The organism is Streptomyces sp. NPDC054794, from assembly GCF_053611585.1.
Map to the genome: position 1 here is coordinate 1 of NZ_JBSHAQ010000044.1, position 23614 is coordinate 23614.

A 23614-nucleotide genomic window follows, 5' to 3' on the forward strand; every position below is an offset into this window, starting at 1 on the left:
GCGGAGCGACAGCGCAGCGCCCTTTACTCGGGGCGCGCAAGCACGACACTGGCCAAGAAGCGGGCGGCCCCCACGGCAACCACTCACCCACCAGTTACCCAACCCCGGCCCCCAGCCCCTTGATACGCGGGGCCATGAAGGTGGAGCGCCGCAGCCGCCCGGACCAGTTCATCCGCCGTCGTCTCGACTTCGGCGCTCGCGTGCCTCCTCCGGAGTGCTCACGACATGGGCGAGGTATTCGGCACGGTGGTACGTCTTCGCGCTCTCCGGGTGGCGCTCGATCTCGATCAGAGCCGCCCAGTGGTTGAGGTAGGCGTGGGCGGGCCCGAGGGAACCGTGCTCGACGGCCTCGGCCGGCGCTTGGTCCTTGGCCTGGTCGTAAGCGGTCAGAAGTTGCGGTGCGACCACTGCACAGGCGGCGCGCAGGGCGCCGGGGGTGCGGTCCGGACGCGGGATCAGCGGTTTCCGGGCCCGAGCCCGACTCCAGTCCCCGCGCACCCGACCGTGGCGCGAGAAGCGTCAGGGCGCGTTCGTCGGGGTCGGGGCCTTTCCGCGGCCCACCTGGGTGCGTACCGCTCCCATGCTTGCGCCGATGACCAGGGCGATCGCGGCGGCCTGGGTGGCGGTCAGGGACTGGTCCAGGATGAGGAAGCCGGCCGTCGCGGCGATGGCCGGTTCCAGGCTCATGAGGATCGCGAACGTGGACGCGGGCAGGCGGCGCAGGGCGAGGAGTTCGAGGGTGTAGGGGAGCACCGAGGAGAGGACGGCCACCGCCGAGCCCAGGGCCAGCGTGGTCGGGTTCAGCAGCTTGGTGCCCGATTCGACGATCCCCAGGGGGAGGAACAGCAGCGCCGCGACCGCCATGGCCAGCGCCAGCCCGTCGGCCTGCGGGAAGCGCCGGCCCGTACGGGCGCTGAAGACGATGTACGCCGCCCACATCGCCCCCGCCCCGAGGGCGAAGGCGACGCCCACCGTGTCGAGGTCGCTGAAGCCTCCGCCGCCCAGCAGGAAGACGCCGCCGAGCGCCAGGCCCGCCCAGACGGCGTTGACGGCGCGGCGCGACGCCAGGACCGAGAGGGCCAGGGGGCCCAGGACTTCGAGGGTGACCGCGGGGCCCAGGGGGATGCGGGCGACCGCCTCGTAGAACAGGCCGTTCATCGCGCCCATCGTGATGCCGAAGACGACCACCGTGCTCCAGTCGGTGCGCGAGTGGCCGCGCAGGCGGGGGCGGCAGACCACGAGCAGGACCACCGCGGCGGCCAGCAGCCGCAGGGTCACCACGCCGAGCGCGCCGGCCCTGGGCATCAGCGTCACCGCGAGTGCCCCGCCGAACTGGACCGAGATCCCGCCGGCCAGCACCAGCCCCACCGGGCCGAGCGAGCCGAGCGAGCCGAAACGACGCGGGGCGCCCGCGGGGGTGGAGGCGGGGGCCACCGGGGTCGGCGTGGCGGTGCTGGAGGAGGTCACGGGCGGTCCAGGTGCTTGATCAAGAGTGTCCATCACGATGTACTACCGAGTCCAGGGTAATAGACCTCGACAGGTGTGTGAACCCTTTATGTAACTGTCCTGGATGGTGGGATCAGGGGCCGTGCCAGGGTGCCTCGTACACCCCGTAGGCCCCGTGCGTCTCGCGTATCTCGTACGTTCCGTGCGCCCCGTGCGTCTCGTACGCCGGGCGGGTCCAGACTTCCGCCGCGGCCGCGTGGCCCTCGTACCCCGCCAACGGCATCCGCAGCTCCCCCGTTTCCATCACCGCGTTGTTCTGTGAGCGGTGCAGGCGGCAGTACGCCCCTCCCCTCGCCAGCAGTTCCTCATGGCGGCCCGTCTCCACGATGCCGCCGCGGTCGACGACCATCGCGTCCAGTCCGGTCGTCGGCTCGTCCAGGACCAGCACCGGGGCGTCGCGCAGGATCGCGAGGGCGATGGCGAGGCGCTGGAGCTGGCCGCCGGACAGGCGGGCCGAGTTGGGGTCGATCCTGGTGTCGTAGCCGTCGGGGAGCCGTTCGATGAAGTCGTGCGCGTCGGCCGCCCTCGCCGCCTCGACGATCGCCCGCTCGCTGGCGCCGGGGCGGCCGCAGGCGATGTTGGCGCGGACCGTGTCGTGCAGGACGAGGGTCTCCTGCGGGAGGAGCGTGACGTATTCGCGCAGGCGGGCGAGCGGGAGTCCCGCAGCGGTATGCCGTCCAGGAGCAGCTCGCCGGCGTCCGGGTCGCAGAAGCGGAGCAGGAGCTTGGACACGGTGGACTTGCCCGCGCCGCTCGGGTCCGTGATGATCACCAGTTCGCCGGGGCCGACCGTGAAGGACAGGTGCTCCAGGGCGGTGGTGTCGGCGCCGGGGTAGCGGAAGGAGACGTCGCGCACCTCGACCGTGCCGTCCGGGCGCCGGCCCGCGTGGGCCGACTCGGGTCGGTGACCGAGGGCCGTACGTCGAGGATCTCGATGAGCCGCTCCGCGCCCGCGGAGAATTTACACGGCGCCCCCGCCGCAGAACGGCAAAATTGGCAAAGGGGCGCTGTGAAACCTTATGGAAAACCTGGGAGTTGGATGGAAAAGCTGAGAGCCGCCTCAGCGGCGGGCCAGGTAGACGTCGAGCGCCTTGTGCAGCAGCCGGTTGAGCGGGAAGTCCCACTCGCCCACGTACTCGACGGCCTCGCCGCCCGCGCCCGCCTTGAAGCGCAGCAGGCCGAGCAGGTGGTTGGACTCCTCCAGGGTGTCGGTGATGCCCCGGAAGTCGTAGACGCCGGCGCCCAGTTCGTGCGCGTCGGCCATCATGCGCCACTGCATCGCGTTGTTGGGCTGGACCTCGCGCTTGCGGCTGGTGGAGGCGCCGTAGGAGTACCAGACGTGGCCGCCGACGACGATCATGGTGGCCGCGGCGAGCAGATCGCCCTCGTGGTGGGCGAGGTAGAGGCGCATGCGGTCGGGGTGTTCGGTGGTGAGCGCGGTCCACATGCGCCGGAAGTAGGGCAGCGGGCGGGGGATGAAGCGGTCGCGCTCGGCGGTCTCGGCGTACAGCTCGTGGAAGGCGGGCAGGTCGTCGTATCCGCCCTGGACGACCTTGACCCCGGCCTTGTCCGCCTTCTTGATGTTGCGCCGCCACTGCTGGTTGAGCCCGCGGTGGATGTCGTCCAGGGAGCGGCCGGCGAACGGCACCTGGAAGACGTACCGGGGCTGTCCGGCGGCGAAGCCCTCCTCGCCGCCGGGCTCGGTCTGCCGCCAGCCCATGCGGCGCAGGCGGTCGGCCAGCTCGCCGGCGCCCGGTTCGTACGAGGTCGGCTCCACGTCCCCCAGGCGGTGGGCCCCCGGGTCGGCGATCGCCGCCTTCACCGTGTCGGCGCTCCAGCGCCGCGACACGACGGGCGGCCCCATCTTCACCGAGAAGGCGCCCCGCCGCTTCAGGTACGCGAGCATCGGCCGCAGCCATCGCTCCAGCTCGGGCCCGTGCCAGTCGATGGCCGGCCCCTCCGGCAGATACGCCAGATACCGCTTCACCTTCGGCAGCGGGCGCAGCAGCACCAGCCCCGCGCCGACGATCCGCCCCTGCTCGTCGAACCAGCCCAGGCTCTCCGCCTCCCAGTCGGGCTTCACGTCCCCCCACGACGGAAGCTGCATATGGCTCACGGAGGCGCGGCTCGCCACGAAGGCGAGATGCTCCGAGCGGCTGATCGGCCGAAGGGTCGGATTCATGGGCGGCGCTCCTTGGTGAGACGGCTGAGCCCGACAACCCTATGAAGCGGCCGCCCCGAACCCTGGCTCCACACGCCTGACCACCCGCCCCGACGGCCCACCGCCGGTTCCCGTCAACTCACCTCCCGCTCCAGCGCCTCGGCCAGCACCTCCGCCAGATGGCGGCCCCGCACCCCGGCCAGCTGCTCCAGCTGCGTGCGGCACGAGAAGCCGTCCGCCAGGACCACCGTCCCCTCGGCCGCCTCCCGCACCGCGGGCAGCAGCTGCTCCTCCGCGCAGGCCGACGACACCTCGAAGTGGCCCTTCGTGAAGCCGAAGTCGCCGGCCAGGCCGCAGCAGCCGCCGCTCAGTTCGCCGGTGAGGCCGGCCGCCTCGCGCAGCCGGCGGTCGGGCGCGTCGCCGAGGACCGCGTGCTGGTGGCAGTGGGTCTGGCCGGCCACCGGGCGGGCCACCGACGGCGGCGTCCATCCGGGTGCGTACCGCTCCAGCGCCTCCGCGAAGGTGACGACCCGCTCCGCCAGCCGCGCCGCGCGCGGATCCTCGTGCAGCAGCTCGGGCAGGTCGGTGCGCAGGGCGGCGGCGCAGCTGGGCTCCAGGACGACGACGGGGGCCGCGGTGCGCAGGACCGGTTGCATCAGGTCGAGCGTGCGGCGCATCACCTCGCGGGCCCGGTCGAGCTGACCCGTGGAGACGTACGTCAGCCCGCAGCAGACTCCGCCCGGCCCCCGGAGGGCGGGCAGCCGCGGGGTCGGGGGCAGCGCCACCCTGAGCCCGGCGGCCTCCAGTACCCCCACGGCCGCCCGCCCCACCGACGGCGAGAAGTGCTCGGTGAAGGTGTCCGGCCATACGACGACCAGGTCCCCGCCGCCAATCGGGCCGCGTCTGCGCCACCATCGGCTGAACGTCCGCGGCGCCACCCGGGGGATCTCCCGCTCCGGGGCGATCCCGGCCAGTCGCTTCGCCGCCCGCGCCAACGGCCGTACCGAGGCGAGCGTGTTGAGCAGCCGGGCCGTGCGGGTGCGGGCCACCCAGCACAGCCAGAGCGGCAGCAGGCCCATCGCGTAGTGCGCGGCCGGCCGCCGCCGTCCCTGGTAGTGGTGGTGCAGGAACTCCGCCTTGTACGTGGCCATGTCGACCTCGACCGGGCAGTCGGAGCGGCAGCCCTTGCAGGACAGGCACAGGTCCAGCGCGTCCCGGACCTCGGTCGAGCGCCAGCCGTCGGTCACCAGGTCGCCCGCCAGCATCTCGTGCAGCAGCCGGGCCCGCCCGCGCGTGGAGTGCTCCTCCTCGCCGGTCGCCCGGAAGGACGGGCACATGACGGAGGAGCCGGCCCCCGTCGTCGTACGGCACTTGGCGACGCCGACGCAGCGGCGCACCGCGGCCGAGAAGTCACCGCCGTCGGCCGGGTAGCCGAAGGCCACGTCGACCGGGCGGCGCGGCAGCACGGAGAAGCGCAGGTTGGCGTCCAGCGGGGCCGGGCGGACCAGCATGCCGGGGTTGAGCAGGTCGTCCGGGTCCCACACGCCCTTGGCCCGCTCGAAGAGGGCGACGGTCCGCGCGCCGTACATCCTCGGCAGCAGTTCGGCGCGGGCCTGCCCGTCCCCGTGCTCCCCGGACAGCGAACCCCCGTGCGCCACCACCAGGTCGGCCAGTTCCTCGGAGAAGCGCCGGAAGCGGCCGACGCCGGCCTCGGTCAGGAGGTCGAAGTCGATCCGGACGTGGATGCAGCCGTCCCCGAAGTGCCCGTACGGCGTGCCGCGCAGTCCGTGCGTGGTGAGCAGCTCCCGGAACTCCCGCAGATAAGGGCCGAGCCGGGCGGGCGGCACCGCGCAGTCCTCCCAGCCGGGCCAGGCCTCCGTGCCGTCCGGCATGCGCGTCGCCGTGCCGCTCGCGTCCTCCCGGATGCGCCACAGGGAGCGCTGCTCGGCCGGATCGGTGACGATCGAGGCGTCGACGACGTCGGCCGCGCGGACGATCGCCTCCGCACGCGCGCGTGCCTCCCCCGCCGACGCCCCGCCCGTCTCCACGAACAGCCAGGCCCCGCCCCGGGGCAGCCCGGCCGCCGACCGCACCAGGTCGGCGGCCATGCCCTCCACCGTCAGCGGACCGAGCGGCAGCAGGCCCGCCGCCGCCTCGGCGGCCGCGCTCTCGTCCGCGTACGCCAGCACCGCCAGGGCACGCGCGCGGGGTGCCTCGACGAGCCGCACCACCGCTTCCGTCAGTACGCCCAGGGTGCCCTCGGAGCCGCAGAAGGAACGGGCGACGTCGGCGCCCTTCTCGGGCAGCAGCGCGTCCAGCGCGTACCCGGAGATGCGGCGGGGCAGGTCGGGGAAGCCGGTGCGCAGCCGGGCCAGTTCGCCCTCCACCAGCGCCCGCAGGCCCTCCGGCGCGCCGGCCCAGCCCTGCCCGAGCCGCAGCCGCTGTCCGCGCGCGGTGACCACGGACAGCTCCCGCACGCTGTCCGCCGTCGTACCCCAGGCCACCGAGTGCGAGCCGCAGGCGTTGTTGCCGATCATCCCGCCGAGCGTGCACCGGCTGTGCGTCGACGGGTCCGGGCCGAAGCGCAGCCCGTGCGGGGCGGCGGCCTCCTGGAGCCGGTCGAGGACCAGACCGGGCTGGACGACGGCCGTGCGCGCCCGCGGGTCCAGCGCGAGCACCCGGTTCATGTGCCGGGTGAAGTCCAGGACCACGCCCGTGCCCGTCGCCTGGCCCGCGATCGAGGTGCCCCCGCCGCGCGCCACCACCGGCACCCCGTGCGCCCGGCACACCTCCAGCGCCGCCGTCACGTCGTCAACATCGCGTGGCGCCACCACCCCCAGCGGGACGCGTCGGTAATTGGACGCGTCCATGGTGACCAGCGCCCGGGACGTGACGTCGAACCCCACCTCGCCCCGGACGGCTCCGCGCAGCTCCGCCGCCAGTTCCCTCATGCGTCCAGGATGCATCCGACCACTGACAGTGACGGCCCCCGCCCGGACGTCGTAGCTCTTCACAAGTCCACGGTCCGACGGCGGTCGTCTCATCGAACGGACACGTTTCCGTCCGGTTTCTCCGAAGGGATACGCTCCGGCTCGTGGCTGAGATCCAGATTCCCTCTGACATCAAGCCCGCGGACGGACGTTTCGGCGCGGGTCCCTCCAAGGTGCGGACGGAGGCGCTGGACGCCCTGGCCGCCACCGGTACGTCCCTCCTCGGCACCTCCCACCGCCAGGCCCCGGTCAAGAACCTGGTCGGCAAGGTGCGCGAGGGCATCTCCGAGCTGTTCTCCCTGCCCGAGGGCTACGAGGTCGTCCTCGGCAACGGCGGCTCCACCGCCTTCTGGGACGTCGCGACCCACGGCCTGATCGACAACAAGTCCCAGCACCTCAGCTTCGGCGAGTTCTCCTCCAAGTTCGCCAAGGCGGCCAAGCTCGCCCCCTGGCTGGCGGAGCCCACCGTCGTCGCCACCGACCCCGGCACGCACCCCGAGGCGCGGGCGGAGGCGGGCGTCGACGTCTACGCCTTCACCCACAACGAGACCTCCACCGGTGTCGCCATGCCGATCAAGCGCGTGGCCGGCGCCGACGAGGGCGCGCTCGTCCTCGTGGACGCCACCTCGGGCGCCGGCGGCCTCCCGGTCGACGTGGCCGAGACCGACGTCTACTACTTCGCCCCGCAGAAGTCCTTCGCCTCCGACGGCGGCCTGTGGATCGGCGTCTTCTCCCCCGCCGCGATCGAGCGCGCCGAGCGGATCCACGCCTCCGGCCGCCACGTCCCGGAGTTCTTCTCGCTCCCCACGGCGATCGACAACTCCCGCAAGAACCAGACGTACAACACCCCGGCCCTCGCCACCCTGTTCCTGCTCAACGAGCAGCTGGAGTGGCTCAACGGGCAGGGCGGCCTGGCCTTCTCCACCGGCCGCACCAAGGATTCCTCGACCCGCCTGTACACCTGGGCGGAGGAGTCCAAGTACGCCACCCCGTTCGTGTCCGACCCGGCCAAGCGCTCGCAGGTCATCGGCACGATCGACTTCGCCGACGAGATCGACGCGGCGGCCGTCGCCAAGGTGCTGCGCGCCAACGGCATCGTCGACACCGAGCCCTACCGCAAGCTCGGCCGCAACCAGCTGCGCATCGCGATGTTCCCGGCCATCGACCCGGCCGACGTCGAGGCGCTGACGAAGTGCGTCGACTACGTGATCGAGAAGCTGTAACCGTACGAGGTACGGAGTACGGCTGACTGCGCACGACGAAGAGGGCGCCCGGCAAGTGCCGGGCGCCCTCTTCTCGTACGACCGAACGGGGCCGGACCGGACCGGGGCTCAGGTCAGCGTGTCCGCCGTGGCGCCCTGCACCCTGGCGCTGATGTTCGAGATCTTGCCGTTCTCCTTGAGGATGACGGTGACCCGGACGGGCCGGACGGGGTTCGGCGGGACGATCGGACCGGGCGGGAACACCAGGAAGCGGGGGGAGACGACCACCGGTGAGACCGGTTCGGGAGGCCAGGAGACGGTGTCGGTACTGGCGCCGAAGAAGCGGTAGGTGCCGTGGGTGGTGCGGCCGACGCCGGTGGTGCCGCGCAGGCTGCTGATGATCTGGGCGGTTCCGCCGCCGCCCGCGTTCGCCCGGGTGACCACGGTGACCGTGATCCGGCCGGTGATGTCGACCTGCTCCTTGTTGAGGGTCAGCGGGCCGGACAGCGCCAGATCGGCGGTGGCGAAGTGGACGCCGACAGCGGCGGCGGCCGGGGCGAGGGCCGGCGCGGTCTTGCGCGGGGTGGTCTGGGCCGAGGCGCCGGCCGCGGGAAGGGCCAGGCCCAGGGCGGCAACGAGCAGGCAGGTCTTCTTGGTGGCGCGCAGGGCATGACGACGCATCGAAGCTCCCATCGGCGAGGGCGGGACCACATCGATGTCCACCCCGTCCCGCGAAGCACTCCCAGCCTGCCCGCCCCTGACCGCGGCTGCCCGTCGGCGCATCCGGTCGAGTGAGCGGCGCCGGTTCGGAGCCGGGCGCGTCAGTCGCGTCGCAGCAGCCGTCGCAGGCCGAACACGGCGGCCGCGACGACGGCGACGGCGAGGGCGCCGAGCTTGACGCTGTCGCTCGTGGTGGCGTCGCCGCTTCCGGCCGCGGAGGTGGAACTCCCGTCCCCGGAGGGGGATTTGCCGTCCCCGCCTCCGCCGCCGGGCGCGTCCTGCGCCTCCACCGAGCTGTCCGCGCCCTCGCTGCCGTACATGAGCTTGGTGCCGTCGGTGGAGTAGGTGATCGACTCCCCCTGCCCCTGGAGGGGGACGTTCAGCCGGCCCTTCCGCTCGATCCTGCCGCCGTTCCAGTCGTAGTAGATGCCGCCGAAATAGCCGCGTACGGCGAGTTGCCTGCCGTTGGGCGAGAAGGCGGCGTCCGTGGCCCACAGGTCGACGGTGGCGACGGGCTTGAAGATGTTGGTGCCGGAGGGCGACAGCCGGGCCGGCCCCTCGTACAGGTGCCCGCCGTTCTCCTTCTTGTCGATGATGTACACACGGCCGGTCTTCGGATGGACGACGAGCGACTCGGCGTTCCGCGCCCCGTTGGAGTACTTCACGACGTACTGCGTGGCCTTGATCGTCTGGTTCTTGAGGACCTTGGGCTCGGGCAGCCGGTAGATCCAGACGTACGACCAGCTGCCGTCGAGGTTGTCGCCGATGTCGCCGACGTAGATCTGGTTGTCCGGGCCGATGGAGATGGCCTCCACGTCACGCGGGGTGCCGACCCCGCTCAACGTGATCGTGGCGACGGTCTTGCCGGTGGCGCTGTCCACGGCGTAGATGTACGGCCCGTCGTCGCTGTCGTTGTGCGTCCAGTAGATGCCGGGGTGGAGGTGGGAGGCGGCGAGGCCGCTGGACTCGGTGATCCGCGAGTCCTTGATCGTGAACCCATTGTCACCGTCACCGTCGCCGTCGGCGGCGGAGGCGGGCAGGGCGAGGGCGCCCGTGAGCAGGACCCCGGCGAGGAGGGCGAAGGAGCGACGCATGCCCCAAGCCTGCCATCCCAGCGGCGTGTTCACGGGTCGTGGCCGGGCGCCCGTCGGCGACGTGGTGGGCCTCACACCCCACCCGCCCCCGTGATCGACCATCATGAGCGGATGCTCAGGTTCATGCCCGTCGGTGACTCCATGACGATCGGAAGCGCGGGCGAACACACCTGGCGCTACCGGCTGTGGCAGCACCTGTGCGCGACGCACGACGGCCCCTTCTCGATCGTCGGCCCCCGCGAGACGCTGTACGACAAGATGGCGGACGCCCCCACGTCGTACCTCTACGCCGACCCCGACTTCCCCCGCGCCCATCTGGCCGGCTGGGGCGAGGGCTGGCAGCACATGGCTCCGCTGATCGGCGACGCGGTGAAGCAGTGCCGGGCGGACGTCCTGTTGGTCTCCCTCGGCCTGATCGACCTGGGCTTCTACACGAACGCGGAGCAGACGGCGGACAACGTACGGGCCTTCGTCGCGGCCGCCCGCGAGGCGAACCCGCGCATCCGTATGGTCGTGCTCCCGGTGATCCCGAACATCCGCGCCGCGGCCGACGCGCCCTTCGCCGAGCAGGTGGACCGGTTCAACGTCCTGCTCGCGAAGGCGGTCGCCGACCTGGACGAGCCCCGCTCGCCGATCCTGCTGGCGTCGCCGCCGGAGTCGTACGACATCCATGCCGACACGTACGACGGCACGCACCCGAACGAGAGCGGGGAGCACCGGATCGCGGGGGCGTTCGCGGGGGCGATGTGGGAGGCGTGGGGGGTCGGACAGGCGTACGTGGCTGGAACAGGTTGACTTGATCGCGGCGTCTCCTGGTCACTGTGCGTATCGTTGAGCGGCGCGGCCGCACTCATCGACGGAGCGGCCGGGGAGGAGCGCCACGATGACCGTCCTCGAAGACAGGATCGCGATGGCCGAGAGCGACAACCCGATCACGCTCGACGATTGGTTCGAGCGGCTCGAGAAGATGCCCGTCCCCGAGGGATACAAGGTCGAGATCGTCGAGGGGACCGTCTTCATGTCACCGCAGCGGGACATTCACTGGAAGATCATCCGCCGGATCGTTCGAGCCCTCGAGGACAAGTTCGGCATGGATGTGAATGTACTGTCGGACGTTCGCATCGACTTTCCGGGCATCCTGAACGGTTACGCGCCGGACGTGGCGAAGATCCGCGATGGCGCTGACAAGAACACCAAGGGTCACTGGCGCCACGAGGACGTCGAGTTCGTCGCCGAGGTCATCTCCAAGGGCACCGCCGCCAACGACTACGGCCCCAAGAAGACCGCGTACGCCACAGCCGAAGTCCCGGTCTACGTCATCGCCGACCCCTACCAGCGCAGGTGTCACATCTACACCCAGCCCAAGGAAGGCGACTACGAGATCGAGACCACGGTTCCCTTCGGCAGCGACCTGGACCTCACCAACACGGTCGTCGGCCTCACCCTCAAAACCGACGAGTTCCCTCGGGACTGATCGCCATCGGGGGCAAGATCGACATGGCCGACGAGAACGTCAAGTACTTGGACGACTGGTTCGAGCGGCTTGAGCGACTGCCCCTCCCCGAGGGTTACAAGGTCCCCGGTCACCAGAACGGCTTCTGCCCCGACGTGGCCAAGCTCCGCGACGGCGCCACGAAGGACGAGGAGGGCCGCTGGCGGTACGAGGACGTCGAGTTCGTCGCAGAGGTGATCTCGGCGGGGACCGCGCAGAACGACTACGGCCCCAAGAGGACGGCCTACGCGCTCGCCGCGGTCCCGGTGTACCTCGTGGCCGACCCCTATCAGGGCAAGTGCCACATGTACACCGAGCCCAAGGACGGCGACTACACCTGCGAGCTGCGTGTCGATTACGGCACCGACGTCGACCTGCCCGGCACGCCCCCGGGCCTCACCCTCAAGACCGACGCGTTCCCGCGTGGCTGACCGCCGTCGGGGCCGGCATGCGGAGGCTGTCGAGGAGTTGCCGGTACGTCCGGGGCATCGACGCCGCCTGCTTCGCGGTGCTGATGCTCACCAGCTGAACGAAGTGCCTGCCGTCGTAGATGAAGCGTGTGGCGCCGACGGTTCCGTCCTTGGCGGACAGCCGTGCGTCGAGGGTGCGACGGCCGTTCACGTCGGTGTCCTTGGTGACCGTGCCGGTGAGCACGTCACGGGGGGACTGGGAGTCCCGGTTGTAGGCGTTCAGGAAGGCAGGAAGGCCGACCTTGAGGTCCTGCGCACCGTGGACGTCGAAGACCGAGAAGCCGGTGGCCCGGTCGTCGTTGCCCGTCATGTAGACCCGGCCTGCTATGCCGTCCTTGGCCTTGGTGTACTTCTTGACCATGGGTTTTCCAGGCAGCTCGGCCTTGATGCCGCTCGGGGCGTCGGTGACCTCCACCCAATGACCGGCGGTGACCGCACTGGCGGGCGGCGGTGCCTCCGTGGCGGCGAGCGCACTGGTGGGCAGCAGCACGCCCGCGGTGACGGCGACCGAAGCGGTGAGCAGCGCGTGGCGGCGGATTCGCGTACGAAGAGTCGGAAGAGTCATGGGAATGCACGTCCTGAAGTGGTGGGGTCGGGGTGGAGGAGAGGCCGAACGGCCTGTGTCCATTAGGCCCGGGAGCCGCCCGTCGAGTCATGCCACGGCATCGCGTGGCACGGGAACCCGGGACTTGACACCGAGGCGCTTGCATGGAGCGCACTCCAAGACGTTGGCTTGTGGACCATGAAGTACACGCAGCTAGGACGCACGGGACTCAAGGTCGGCCGACTCGTCCTCGGCACCATGAACTTCGGCCCGCAGACGGACGAAGCCGACAGTCACGCGATCATGGACGCGGCGCTGGACGCGGGTATCAACCTCTTCGACACCGCCAACGTGTACGGCTGGGGTGAGAACAAGGGCCGTACCGAGGAGATCATCGGGAACTGGTTCGCGGGGGGCGGCGACCGGCGCGACAAGGTCGTGCTCGCCACCAAGGTGTACGGCAACATGGCCGCCGACGGCGAGCCCTGGCCCAACCACGACAAGCTCTCCGCGCTCAACATCCGGCGCGCGGTGGACGCCAGCCTCAAGCGGCTGCGGACCGACCACATCGACGTCTACCAGTTCCACCACGTCGACCGCCGCACCCCCTTCGAGGAGATCTGGCAGGCCATCGACGTCCTGGTCCGGCAGGGCAAGATCCTGTACGTCGGCTCCAGCAACTTCCCCGGCTACAAGATCGCCCAGGCCAACGAGATCGCCGCCCGGCGCGGCGGCACCATCGGCCTCGTCAGCGAGCAGTGCCTGTACAACCTCGCCGAGCGCCGCGCCGAGATGGAGGTCATCCCGGCCGCCGAGGAGTACGGCCTCGGCGTCATCCCGTGGTCGCCGCTGCACGGCGGCCTGCTGGGCGGGGTGATCAAGAAGGAGGTGGCGGGCGGCAGGCGTGCCTCCGGGCGGTCCGCCGACGCCCTCGCCAACACCTTCGTACGCGCCCAGATCCAGGCGTACGAGGACCTGCTCGACAAGCACGGAGTGGAGCCGGGCGAGGCGGCGCTGGCCTGGCTGCTGACCCGGCCCGGCGTGACCGGACCGATCGTCGGCCCGCGCACCAAGGAGCAGCTGGATTCGGCGCTCAGGGCCCTGGAGCTGGAGCTGTCGCAGGAGCTGCTGGACGGACTGGACGAGATCTTCCCGGGCCCGGGGCCGTCCCCCGAGGCCTTCGCCTGTTCGCGAGCCGCGGCGGGCGGGGGCTTGTTGGGTGGTGGCCGGGGCGCCGGGGGCACCCCCGCCCCGCCGCGGCGGCGGTCTACTTTCCGACCGCCGCCATCACCACCACCACGAGCATCAGCACGAGCGCACCGGCCATGATCCGGTTCCGGGTTTTCGGGTCCACGTGTCCGAGACTAACCGGCCCCGCCCAGTGCCCAGCGGGCGACCGCCTCGTACCGGGGCTGCTCCCCGGGCACCCCGGACCTGGGCAGATTGCTGCGCACGAGGGCCAGTTCGGCCACGGTCCAGGTGCGGCTCGTGAAGTCCGTGAGGCTCGCCACATACGGTCGTACGTCCACCGAGTGCTGGCTGCGCGCCACCGTCAGGTGGGCCTTGTAGCGCCGGTGCTCCCCCATCGGCACGCCCGCCTTCCGCGCCGCCGCCTCCGCCCGGTCGGCGAGCAGCCGCAGCGTCTCCAGGTCGCCCTCGGCCCCGGTCCACAGCGCCCGCCCGTGCCCGAACTGCCCGCCGCCCGAGAGCGCCAGCGGGAACGGGGGCGTGCGGTGAGCCGCGCGCTCCAGCCGGTCCGACAGCTCCGGTACGAGTTCGTCGTCGACCTCGCTGTAGAACGCGAGCGTGAAGTGCCAGCCGGGACGGCCGGTCCAGCGCAGCCCGTCCGCCCCGGGCAGCTTCCGCAACAGGGCCACCTCGGCGGCGAGTTCGCTGGTGACGTCCTCCGGGGGCAGCACGGCGGCGAAGAGTCTCATGGCCTCACCCTTCCAGGGAACGGACCTGGGCGCACCGGAGAAAAGGAGGGGCAGGCGCCGCCTCGGCCGCCATGATCGGGCCATGGAGATCAAGGAGAGCCGAGAACGCACCCGGAGCGGCGCGGCACCCGAGGAGCCCATGGAATCCAGGGAGCCCACGGAACACCACGAGATCCGCATCCGCGAAGGCGGGGCCGGCGACATCCCCGTCATCCTCGGCCTGCTCGACGGGGCGCTGGCGTGGCTGGTGGCGCAGGGGCGTACCCGGCAGTGGGGTACCACGCCGTGGTCGGCGAATCCGCGGGCCGTCGGCCTGGTCCACCGGTTCGTCGGCGAGGGCACGCCCTACATCGCCGAGATCGACGGTGTCCCGGCCGGCACCCTGACGCTCAGCGCGGGGCCCGGACCGGATGTGGCGCCCGTCGACGAGCCCGAGCGCTACGTCCACCTCTTCGCCTCGGACCACCGTTTCCGGGGCCGGGGCGTGGGCAGCGCCCTGCTCGCGCATGCCGCCGAGGTGACCGGGCGGCTCGGGATCTCCCTGCTGCGCCTGGACTGCTACGCGGGCGACGACGGCAGGCTGGTCGCCTACTACGAGGACAACGGCTTCACCCGGGCCGAGCCCTTCACGTCCGGCGAGGACGAGTGGCCGGGGCAGGTGATGACCCGGAGGGTCCCGCGGTGAACCCTCCGGGGCCGGGTGTTCACGCCGTCGTCGCGAGTTGCTCCCGCTCGCGCGGGACGAAGCGGACGCTGGGGTGGCCGTGGTTCCAGGCCACCGTCAGGCGCAGGCCGCCGGCGCGGGCGAGGATCAGGCCGATCGTGCCGGCGGCGGCCGCCGCGATGCCGCCGCCCAGGGCGAAGCCGACGCGGGGGCCGTAGGTGTCGGTGATCCAGCCGACGACCGGGGCGCCCAGCGGCGTACCGCCCATGAAGACCATCATGAACAGGGACATCACCCGGCCGCGCATGGCGGGGTCGGTGCCCATCTGGACCGCGCTGTTCGCCGTGACGTTGACCGTCAGGCCGAAGGCGCCGATCGGGATCATGAGCAGCGCGAACAGCCAGTACGACGGTGCCAGCGCGGCCACCATCTCCAGCGTGCCGAAGACCACCGCGGCCGCGATCAGGACGCGGTGCCGGGCCGTGCCGCGGCGGGCCGCGAGCAGCGCGCCGACCAGGGAGCCGACCGCCATCAGCGTGTTGAAGAGGCTGTAGGCGCCGGCCCCGCCGTCGAAGATGTCGTCGGCGTAGGCCGACAGCCACACCGGGAAGTTGAAGCCGAAGGTGCCGATGAAGCCGACCAGGACGATCGGCCAGATCAGCTCGGGGCGGCCGGCGACGTAGCGCAGGCCCTCCCGCAGCTGGCCCTTGCCGCGCGGCGCGCGCTCGACCACGTGCAGCTCACGTCCACGCATCAGCAGCAGGCCGACGAGCGGGGCGACGAAGGACAGGCCGTTGAACAGGAACGCCCAGCCCGTGCCCACGCCGGTGATCAGCAGTCCGGCGACGGCGGGGCCGACCAGCCGGGCCGACTGGAAGTTGGCGGAGTTGAGGCTGACCGCGTTCTGCAGCTGCTCGGGGCCGACCATCTCGGAGACGAAGGACTGGCGGGCCGGGTTGTCGACGACCGTGGCGAGGCCGACGGCGAAGGCGGCGAGGTAGACGTGCCAGACTTGGACGTGTCCGCTGAGGGTCAGGACGGCGAGCGCGATGCCGGTGACGGCCATCGCGGTCTGCGTGACGAGCAGCGTGGGGCGCTTGGGCCAGCGGTCGACGAGGACGCCGCCGTAGAGGCCGAAGAGCAGCATCGGCAGGAACTGCAGGGCCGTCGTGATGCCGACGGCCGCGGAGGAACCGGTGAGGCTGAGCACCAGCCAGTCCTGGGCGATGCGCTGCATCCAGGTACCGGTGTTGGAGACGACCTGGCCGATGAAGAAGAGCCGGTAGTTGCGGATGCTCAGCGAGCTGAACATCGTGGTCCTGCCGGGGCCGGTGGTAGTAGGGGCGTTCGGTGCGGGGGCGGAAGGTGCTCCGGGTCCCGTACTCAAAGTGGGTTCGCCTCCTTGGTTGATTGCTCGTTCGCCTCCGGGGCGCTGGAGCCGGTGCGGCTCGCTCGCGGAGCGAAGTGGGTTACAGGTGGGCGAGCTTCTCCAGTACGGGGGCGGCGGCTCGAAGTTTCGCCCACTCGTCCTCGTCGAGGCCCTCGACCAGGCCGGCCAGGAACGCGTTGCGCTTGCGGCGGCTCTCTTCGAGCATCGCCTCGGCCTGTTCGGTCCTGGTGACGACCTTCTGGCGCCGGTCCTCGGGGTGCGGGTCCAGGCGGACCAGCCCCTTGGCCTCCAGCAGCGCGACGATGCGGGTCATCGAGGGCGGCTGTACGTGCTCCTTGCGGGCGAGTTCGCCCGGGGTGGCCTGGCCGCAGGTGGAGAGGGTGCCGAGCACCGACATCTCGGTGGGGCTCAGCGATTCGTCGACCCGCTGGTGCTTGAGCCGACGGGACAACCGCATCACGGCGGAGCGCAGGGAGTTCACGGCGGCCACATCGTCGCCATGCGTAAGGTCCGGCATGTTCTTTAGAGTAACTCATTACTCTCGCTAAGGACCACCGGAGACACGCCGAGGTGCCCGTGACGATGACCACTGAAACAGCACATCACTCATACGGGTGATCCGCACGCGGAACGTGACACACCCCACCGAAGGGTGCCGCGACCCTCGTAGACATGGGGACCAGCGTGCTCAGCCTGCGGATGGACCACGATCTGCTGGAACGACTCCGGCTTCACGCCGCCAAAAGAGGAATGAGCGTCCAGGACTATGTCGTCCGGACGCTCATTCGGGATGACTTCGACGAGCGGTTCCAGGCCGCCGTCGAGGAGACGGAGAAGTTCTACGGCGTCACGTGAGCGCGGCTCACGCGGTCGGCCGAGCGCGGCTCAGGTAAGGCCGAGGGCCGGCATCAGGTAGTAGAAGGCGAACACCGCGGAGACGACGTACATCGGCACCGGCACCTCCCGGCCGCGCCCGGCCGCCAGGCGCAGCAGCACGAAGGTGATGAAGCCCATGCCGATGCCGTTGGTGATCGAGTAGGTGAACGGCATCATCACCATCGTGACGAAGGCCGGCATCGCGAGGGTGTAGTCGGCCCAGTCGATCTCCTTCACCGAGCCGGCCAGGATCAGGAAGCCGACCGCGATCAGCGCCGGGGTGGCGGCCTGGGACGGGACCATCGTGGCGACGGGGGTCAGGAACAGGGCCACGGCGAACAGTCCGCCGGTGATCACGTTGGCGAAGCCGGTGCGCGCGCCCTCGCCGACGCCCGCCGTGGACTCCACGAAGGCGGTCGTGGCCGAGGAGGAGCTGGCGCCGCCGGCCGCCACGGCGAGACCGTCGACGAAGAGCACCCGGTTGATGCCGGGCATCTCGCCCTTGGCGTTGGTCAGCTTGGCCTCGTCGCTGACGCCCATGATCGTGCCCATGGCGTCGAAGAAGCAGGACAGCAGGACGGTGAAGACGAAGAGGATGCCCGTCAGGACGCCGACCTTGCCGAAGCCGCCGAAGAGGCTGACCTGGCCGAGCAGCCCGAAGTCCGGGGCCGAGACGGGGTTGCCGGGCCACTTCGGGGTGGTCAGACCCCAGGAGGGGACCTTGGCGACGGCCTCGATGATCAGCGCGAGCACGGTCATCGTGACGATGGAGATGAGGATCGCGCCGGAGACCTTGCGCACGATGAGCGCGAGCGTGAGCAGCACACCGAGGATGAAGACGAGGACCGGCCAGCCGTTGAGATGACCGTCCGCGCCCAGCTGGAGCGGGACGGTGGTGTGGGCGGCGTCCGGGATGCGGCTGACGAAGCCCGAGTCGACGAGCCCGATCAGCATGATGAACAGGCCGATACCGATGGAGATCGCCTTGCGCAGGCTGTAGGGCACGGCGTTCATGACGCGCTCGCGCAGACCGGTCGCCACCAGCAGCATGACGACGAAGCCGGCGAGGACGACCATGCCCATCGCGTCGGGCCAGGACATGCGAGGTGCGAGCTGGAGCGCGACGACCGAGTTCACGCCGAGGCCGGCGGCGAGGGCGATCGGGACGTTGCCGATGACGCCCATGAGCAGGGTCGTGAAGGCGGCGGTCACCACGGTGGCCGTGACCAGCTGGCCGTTGTTCAGCTGGTGCCCGTACATGTCCTTCGCGCTGCCGAGGATGATCGGGTTCAGCACGATGATGTAGGCCATCGCGAAGAACGTGGCGAAGCCGCCACGGATCTCGCGCGCCAGCGTGCTGCCCCGCTCGGAAATCTTGAAGTAGCGGTCGAGGGCGCCGTAGGCAGGCGCTGCGCCCGGCTGCTCGGGGGCGGGGACCTTGGCAGGAGCCGAGGTGGACATGCGGTACCTCATCACCCATGGGACTCCCCCGAGACCCATTGGACTTTCATACGAACAGAAGCGGCCAGAGACAAACGGTTTCAGTATGAACGTATGAGTCGGAGTTCGCTATCTCCGCGCGTAGACCGCAGCACCCGCACCGCACCCGACGGCGCCTCGTAAGCTGTGCGCATGACGAAGTGGACCCCCAAGCACGAGGCGCCGGAGCCCCTGGAAGGCCCCGTGGTCGCCACCATCACCGGCGGCACGATCGTGTGGTTCGTCCTCTTCCTCGCCCAGCTGCCCTTCTACGGCTGGTTCGACGACCACGGCCACACCTGGTGGCTGTGGACCTGCCTGGCCGGCGGCGGCCTCGGCCTGATCGGCATCTGGTACGTCCGCAAGCGGGACGCGGCGATCAAGCGCGCGGCGGCCATGGAGACGGCGCCGGTCGACTAGGACCGTCTCCACGGGCCCTACAACCCACGCACGACCCTTCTCCTCCCCAGGTCGGATCTTCCGGCCACTCGGCAGGTGAAGCCGCAAATCCGCACGTACCGTCGAATGCATGACGCACATCGATGCGGGCGCGGAGCTCGACCCTGTGCACCCGATACCCGTTCCGGTGACCCCGTCGACCGGCCTGACGGCCGCCGAGGTCGCGGAACGGGTCGCACGCGGCCAGGTCAACGACGTCCCGGTGCGCAGCAGCCGCACGATCGCCGAGATCGTCCGGGCGAACGTCTTCACCCGCTTCAACGCGATCATCGGCGTCCTGTGGGTGATCACGCTGTTCGTCGCGCCGATCCAGGACAGCCTGTTCGGCTTCGTGATCATCGCCAACACCGGCATCGGCATCGTCCAGGAGTGGCGGGCGAAGCAGACCCTCGACTCGCTCGCGGTGATCGGCGAGGCCCGGCCCACCGTCCGCCGGGACGGCATCGCCACCGAGGTCGCCACCCACGAGATCGTCCTCGACGACCTGATGGAGATCGGTCCGGGGGACAAGATCGTCGTCGACGGCGTCTGCGCCGAGGGCGACGGTCTTGAGATCGACGAGTCCCTCCTCACCGGCGAGGCCGACCCCGTCGTCAAACACCCCGGTGACCGGGTGATGTCCGGCAGCTTCGTCGTCGCGGGCGGCGGCGCCTTCGTCGCCACCAAGGTCGGCCACGAGGCCTACGCCGCCCAGCTCGCCGAGGAGGCGTCCCGCTTCACGCTGGTCCACTCCGAGCTGCGCAGCGGCATCTCGACGATCCTGAAGTACGTCACCTGGATGATGGTCCCGGCCGCCACCGGCCTCGTCATCACCCAGCTCGTCGTCAAGAACAACGACTTCAAGGACGCCGTCGCCCGCACGATCGGCGGCATCGTCCCGATGGTCCCGGAGGGGCTGGTCCTGCTCACCTCGGTCGCCTTCGCGATCGGCGTCATCCGCCTGGGCCGCAAGCAGTGCCTCGTCCAGGAACTCCCGGCCATCGAGGGCCTCGCCCGCGTGGACACCGTCTGCCTCGACAAGACGGGCACGCTCACCGAGGGCGGCATGGACGTCACCGAGCTCAGACCGCTGGGCGACAGCGACGAGACGTACGTACGACGGGTCCTCGGGGCCCTCGGCGAGTCCGACCCCCGGCCCAACGCCTCCCTCCAGGCCGTCATCGACGCCTACCCGGACAGCGAGGAGTGGCGCTGCGTCGAGTCGCTGCCCTTCTCCTCCGCCCGCAAGTACAGCGGCGCGACCTTCAGCGAGGGCGACGGCGAGACCAGTACCTGGCTGCTGGGGGCGCCCGACGTGCTCCTCTCCGACGGCGACCCGGCCCTCGCCGAGACCGAGCGGCTGAACGAGGAGGGACTGCGGGTGCTGCTGCTGGCCCGCGCCGCCCGCGAACTCGACGACCCCGACGTCGCCAAGGGCGCAACTGCCACCGCCCTCGTCGTCCTGGAGCAGCGGCTGCGGGCCGACGCGGCCGACACCCTGAGCTACTTCGCCGACCAGAGCGTGCACGCCAAGGTGATCTCCGGCGACAACGCGGTGTCGGTGAGCGCGGTCGCGGCCAAGCTCGGGCTGGGCGGCCGGGCGGTGGACGCGCGCCGGATCCCGAAGGACCCCGAGGGGATGGCGGACGCCCTCCACGAGGGCACCGTCTTCGGCCGCGTCACCCCGCAGCAGAAGCGGGAGATGGTCGGGGCGCTCCAGTCCCGCGGGCACACGGTCGCCATGACCGGTGACGGGGTGAACGACGTCCTCGCGCTCAAGGACGCCGACATCGGCGTCTCCATGGGCTCGGGCTCGGAAGCGACCCGGGCCGTGGCGCAGATCGTGCTGCTCAACAACAGCTTCGCCACGCTGCCGTCGGTGGTGGCGGAGGGCCGGCGGGTCATCGGGAACATCACCCGGGTGGCCACGCTGTTCCTGGTGAAGACCGTCTACTCGGTGCTGCTGGCCGTGCTGGTGGTGTGCTGGCAGGTCGAGTACCCGTTCCTGCCCCGGCACCTGACCCTGCTGTCCACCCTCACCATCGGCATCCCGGCCTTCTTCCTCGCCCTCGCGCCCAACAAGGAACGCGCGCGGCCGCACTTCGTACGGCGGGTGATGCGTTACTCGGTCCCGGGCGGAGTGGTGGCCGGGGTGGCGACCTTCGTGACGTACTTGATCGCCCGCCACTACTACACCGGCGAGGGCGCGCTGGACGCGGAGACCAGCGCGGCCACGCTCACGCTCTTCCTGATCTCGATGTGGGTCCTGGCGATCATCGCCCGCCCCTACACGTGGTGGCGGGTGGCGCTGGTGGCCTCGATGGGCGTGGCGTTCGTGTTCGTACTGATCGTCCCCGCGCTGCAGAGCTTCTTCGCGCTGAAGCTGGTGGGGATCGCGATGCCGTGGACGGCGGTCGCGGTGGCCGCGGTGGCGGCGGTCGCCCTGGAGTTCCTGTGGAAATGGGTCGACCGCCGCTTTCCCGCGTAGCGCTCGGCTTCAGCGGGGTGGGTGGGCTGGTGTTGCGTTTCGGGTGCGGACCCGTTGTGGCTGGTCGCGCAGTTCCCCGCGCCCCTAGCGGGGCGCTGTTCTACTGGACGTCCACGTAGTCTGCCGTGGCGTTGACCGACGGGGTCGTCGCGGTGCCCGCGAAGCTGTAGCGGTAGTAGCCGTCGACCGTCGCCGTGGTCGTGGTCTTCAGGTTGCCGTACGAGTCCGTCTTGACGGTCTTCAGCGTGGTGTAGGTGCTGGAGCCCTTCTTGCGGAACTGGAGCTTGACCGGCTGGGTGGCGTAGCCGGAGTACTTGTTGGTGTCCCAGTTGGCCCGGGTGAGCCGGCCGGTGACCGTGAGGGTCTTGCCCTTCTTGACCGGCTCCGGCGCGGCGTTGACCGTCAGCTTGGACGCGCGCTGGACCTGCAGGCCGCCGAGGCCGCCCTGGGTCTTGGTGTCGCCGCCCTTGGTGATCGCGAGGCCGCCCGCCGTCCAGGCGCCGGCGTCGGCGTTCGCCAGGTCGCCGTCGGCCGGGCGGACGTGGATGGTGGCGGTGCAGTTCAGGACGGTCGTCGAGGCGGCGGTGCAGGTGCCCGGGTCGTCGCTGATGATCATGTTGCTGGGGCTCGTCACCGAGGAGCCCTTGTAGATGAACGGCCCGCTGGCGAAGTTGGCCGCGCTGGTGTCGAGGCTCGCCTCGTGGGTCACCGAGTAGGTGACCGGGACCGCGACGACAGCCGAGGTGCCGACGACGACGGCCTTGCCCTTGTTGACCTTCATGTCGGAGAAGGTGACGTTGAGGGTCGCGGCGGCACCGGCGGAGGCGTCGGCGGAGGTGGCGCTGAACTCCGACCGGGCGGAGGGGGCGTCGGCGGCCTGTGCGGCCGGCGCGACGAAGGCGGAGAGGGCCAGGGCGCCGGTGACGGCGGCCACGGTGGCACGTATGCGCATGTACGTTCCCCTGAGTGGAGAAAGGTGGGCACGGGGCCCAAGTGATTGTGGAGTCTGTTGACTCACGCGATCAGATCCGTGACGGCAGTGACTGGTTGTACGGATGTTGCGCCGTCACGAGAGATTTTGTGCGCGGATTGCCAGTCGATGATCATTCCCTGACCGAACAAGACGGTCCCGTGTTCCGGAGCTCCGGAACACGGGACCGTTGGTGTCCTGCCGACCGCTCGTGCTTATCGCACGTCGACGAAGTCACCCGTGGCGTTGACCGCCGGGGTCGTCGTGGTGCCCGCGAAGGCGTAGCGGAAGTAGCCGTCCACGGAGGCGGTGACCGTGCTCTTCAGGTTGCCGTACGAGTCCGTCTTGACGGTCTTCAGCGTGGTGTAGGTGCTGGAGTCCTTCTTGCGGAACTGGAGCTTGACGGGCTGGGTGACGTAGCCCGTGTACTTGTGCGACTCCCAGTTGGCCCGGGTCAGCCGGCCGGTGACCGTGATGGTCTTGCCCTTCGTCACCGGCTCCGGCGAGGCGTTGACCGTCAGCTTGGACAGGCGCTGGACCTTGGTGGTGCCCAGGTCGGCCTGCACCGTGCCGTCCTCGGTGCTGTACTGCAGGGCCAGCCCGCCGCCCGACCAGGTGCCGGCGTCGGAGTTGAACAGCTCGTCGTCACCGGGGTAGATGTCGATGAGGCCCGCGCAGTCGGCGGTCGTCTCCGAGGTGGCGGTGCAGCTGGCCGGGGCGTCACCGAACAGCACGTTGTCCGCGGTCTCCGGCGACGAACCCTTGTAGAGGAAGGGGCCGTTGGCGAAGTCGTCGGAGTTGATGTCGTAGTTGGCGCCGTGGGTCAGCGTGTAGGTGACCTTGGTGGAGACGTGGTTGGTGGTCCCGACCTTGACCGCACCGGCGATCTTGAAGTTCGAGAACGACACGCCCAGGTCGGCGGCGGTGGTGGCGGTGAAGGCGGACTTGCCGGAGGCGGAGAGCGCCTTCACGGCCTGCGCCCGGTAGGACGGGGCGGCGTCGGCGGCCTGCGCGGCCGGCACGACGACGGCGGAGAGGGCCAGGGCGCCGGAGACGGCGGCCACGGTGGCACGAATGCGCATGCGTTCCCTCGAATGCAGAAAGGTGGACACGAGGTCCAAGTGATCGGTGGAGTCCGTTGACTCCACCGATCAGACCCGCGAGGGCGGCGAGAGGTTGTACAGATGTTCGGTG

22 protein-coding genes and 2 pseudogenes are annotated in these 23614 nt (G+C 70.6%); 9 read left to right on the top strand and 15 right to left on the bottom strand.

What is annotated here, in order from left to right:
- Window positions 1-168: 168 nt before the first annotated feature.
- The 6 genes and pseudogenes from ACWGKT_RS34955 to ACWGKT_RS34980 form a co-directional block, all read right to left on the bottom strand.
- A complete protein-coding gene (locus ACWGKT_RS34955) occupies window positions 169-408 on the bottom strand; it encodes a hypothetical protein (protein WP_453276814.1) in 240 nt (79 codons plus the stop codon).
- 111 nt (window positions 409-519) lie between these two features.
- A complete protein-coding gene (locus ACWGKT_RS34960; RefSeq protein ID WP_356155199.1) occupies window positions 520-1500 on the bottom strand; it encodes an EamA family transporter in 981 nt (326 codons plus the stop codon).
- A 79-nt stretch (window positions 1501-1579) separates the two neighbouring features.
- Window positions 1580-1894 (bottom strand): hypothetical protein, encoded by a 315-nt coding sequence (locus ACWGKT_RS34965; protein ID WP_453276865.1) that lies wholly within the window; start codon window positions 1892-1894, stop codon window positions 1580-1582.
- Between the two features lie 33 nt (window positions 1895-1927).
- Window positions 1928-2361 (bottom strand): annotated as a pseudogene (locus tag ACWGKT_RS34970) (ATP-binding cassette domain-containing protein); the annotation flags it as partial.
- A gap of 204 nt (window positions 2362-2565) precedes the next feature.
- A complete protein-coding gene (locus ACWGKT_RS34975) occupies window positions 2566-3687 on the bottom strand; it encodes a lipid II:glycine glycyltransferase FemX (protein ID WP_453276815.1) in 1122 nt (373 codons plus the stop codon).
- Between the two features lie 113 nt (window positions 3688-3800).
- Complete coding sequence (locus ACWGKT_RS34980) at window positions 3801-6617, bottom strand: FAD-binding and (Fe-S)-binding domain-containing protein (RefSeq protein WP_453276816.1); 2817 nt, start codon at window positions 6615-6617, stop codon at window positions 3801-3803.
- Between the two features lie 143 nt (window positions 6618-6760).
- Between ACWGKT_RS34980 and serC the strand changes: the two genes are divergently transcribed.
- The gene (gene serC, locus ACWGKT_RS34985; RefSeq protein WP_453276817.1) at window positions 6761-7879 is read left to right on the top strand and encodes a phosphoserine transaminase; all 1119 of its coding nucleotides are present in this window, start codon (window positions 6761-6763) and stop codon (window positions 7877-7879) included.
- Between the two features lie 108 nt (window positions 7880-7987).
- On the opposite strand, the gene ACWGKT_RS34990 is transcribed toward serC, so the two are convergent.
- The gene (locus ACWGKT_RS34990) at window positions 7988-8539 is read right to left on the bottom strand and encodes a hypothetical protein (RefSeq protein ID WP_453276818.1); all 552 of its coding nucleotides are present in this window, start codon (window positions 8537-8539) and stop codon (window positions 7988-7990) included.
- A 140-nt stretch (window positions 8540-8679) separates the two neighbouring features.
- A complete protein-coding gene (locus ACWGKT_RS34995; RefSeq protein ID WP_453276819.1) occupies window positions 8680-9672 on the bottom strand; it encodes a WD40 repeat domain-containing protein in 993 nt (330 codons plus the stop codon).
- Between the two features lie 111 nt (window positions 9673-9783).
- Between ACWGKT_RS34995 and ACWGKT_RS35000 the strand changes: the two genes are divergently transcribed.
- From ACWGKT_RS35000 to ACWGKT_RS35010, 3 genes are all read left to right on the top strand, one after another.
- Window positions 9784-10467, top strand: coding sequence for an SGNH/GDSL hydrolase family protein (locus ACWGKT_RS35000; RefSeq protein WP_453276820.1), 684 nt, complete (start codon window positions 9784-9786; stop codon window positions 10465-10467).
- An 88-nt stretch (window positions 10468-10555) separates the two neighbouring features.
- Window positions 10556-11146: a Uma2 family endonuclease gene (locus ACWGKT_RS35005; protein WP_453276821.1), complete on the top strand. Its 591-nt coding sequence runs from the start codon at window positions 10556-10558 to the stop codon at window positions 11144-11146.
- Window positions 11147-11169: 23 nt separating this feature from the next.
- Window positions 11170-11595 carry a Uma2 family endonuclease gene (locus ACWGKT_RS35010; RefSeq protein WP_453276822.1) on the top strand — a complete coding sequence of 142 codons (426 nt, stop codon included), beginning with the start codon at window positions 11170-11172 and terminating at the stop codon, window positions 11593-11595.
- On the opposite strand, the gene ACWGKT_RS35015 is transcribed toward ACWGKT_RS35010, so the two are convergent.
- Entirely contained in the window at window positions 11567-12199 is a 633-nt protein-coding gene (locus ACWGKT_RS35015; RefSeq protein WP_356155224.1) for a hypothetical protein, read from the bottom strand. The genes ACWGKT_RS35010 and ACWGKT_RS35015 overlap by 29 nt on opposite strands.
- Before the next feature lie 177 nt (window positions 12200-12376).
- Here ACWGKT_RS35015 and ACWGKT_RS35020 point away from each other — a divergent pair.
- Window positions 12377-13363: pseudogene (locus ACWGKT_RS35020) on the top strand (aldo/keto reductase); the annotation flags it as partial.
- A 179-nt stretch (window positions 13364-13542) separates the two neighbouring features.
- Here the strand turns inward: ACWGKT_RS35020 and thpR are convergent.
- The gene (gene thpR / locus ACWGKT_RS35025) at window positions 13543-14115 is read right to left on the bottom strand and encodes an RNA 2',3'-cyclic phosphodiesterase (protein ID WP_356155229.1); all 573 of its coding nucleotides are present in this window, start codon (window positions 14113-14115) and stop codon (window positions 13543-13545) included.
- A gap of 139 nt (window positions 14116-14254) precedes the next feature.
- Between thpR and ACWGKT_RS35030 the strand changes: the two genes are divergently transcribed.
- On the top strand, window positions 14255-14800 hold the full coding sequence (locus tag ACWGKT_RS35030; RefSeq protein ID WP_453276863.1) for a GNAT family N-acetyltransferase: 546 nt from the start codon (window positions 14255-14257) through the stop codon (window positions 14798-14800).
- Window positions 14801-14819: 19 nt separating this feature from the next.
- Here ACWGKT_RS35030 and ACWGKT_RS35035 read toward each other — a convergent pair whose 3' ends face one another.
- Window positions 14820-16091, bottom strand: coding sequence for an MFS transporter (locus ACWGKT_RS35035; protein ID WP_453276823.1), 1272 nt, complete (start codon window positions 16089-16091; stop codon window positions 14820-14822).
- Between the two features lie 157 nt (window positions 16092-16248).
- Complete coding sequence (locus tag ACWGKT_RS35040) at window positions 16249-16686, bottom strand: MarR family winged helix-turn-helix transcriptional regulator (RefSeq protein ID WP_356155236.1); 438 nt, start codon at window positions 16684-16686, stop codon at window positions 16249-16251.
- Between the two features lie 155 nt (window positions 16687-16841).
- On the opposite strand from ACWGKT_RS35040, the gene ACWGKT_RS35045 reads away from it, so the two are divergent.
- On the top strand, window positions 16842-17024 hold the full coding sequence (locus tag ACWGKT_RS35045) for a BrnA antitoxin family protein (RefSeq protein WP_235455865.1): 183 nt from the start codon (window positions 16842-16844) through the stop codon (window positions 17022-17024).
- A 30-nt stretch (window positions 17025-17054) separates the two neighbouring features.
- Here ACWGKT_RS35045 and ACWGKT_RS35050 read toward each other — a convergent pair whose 3' ends face one another.
- Complete coding sequence (locus ACWGKT_RS35050; protein WP_453276824.1) at window positions 17055-18506, bottom strand: NCS2 family permease; 1452 nt, start codon at window positions 18504-18506, stop codon at window positions 17055-17057.
- A 171-nt stretch (window positions 18507-18677) separates the two neighbouring features.
- Here ACWGKT_RS35050 and ACWGKT_RS35055 point away from each other — a divergent pair, with 171 nt between their 5' ends.
- Window positions 18678-18944 (top strand): DUF2530 domain-containing protein, encoded by a 267-nt coding sequence (locus tag ACWGKT_RS35055; RefSeq protein WP_453276825.1) that lies wholly within the window; start codon window positions 18678-18680, stop codon window positions 18942-18944.
- Between the two features lie 109 nt (window positions 18945-19053).
- Window positions 19054-21450 (top strand): HAD-IC family P-type ATPase, encoded by a 2397-nt coding sequence (locus ACWGKT_RS35060; protein WP_453276826.1) that lies wholly within the window; start codon window positions 19054-19056, stop codon window positions 21448-21450.
- 100 nt (window positions 21451-21550) lie between these two features.
- Here the strand turns inward: ACWGKT_RS35060 and ACWGKT_RS35065 are convergent, their stop codons facing one another.
- Window positions 21551-22402 (bottom strand): hypothetical protein, encoded by an 852-nt coding sequence (locus ACWGKT_RS35065; RefSeq protein WP_453276827.1) that lies wholly within the window; start codon window positions 22400-22402, stop codon window positions 21551-21553.
- Window positions 22403-22635: 233 nt separating this feature from the next.
- Window positions 22636-23502, bottom strand: coding sequence for a hypothetical protein (locus ACWGKT_RS35070; RefSeq protein WP_356155251.1), 867 nt, complete (start codon window positions 23500-23502; stop codon window positions 22636-22638).
- Window positions 23503-23614 lie beyond the last annotated feature (112 nt).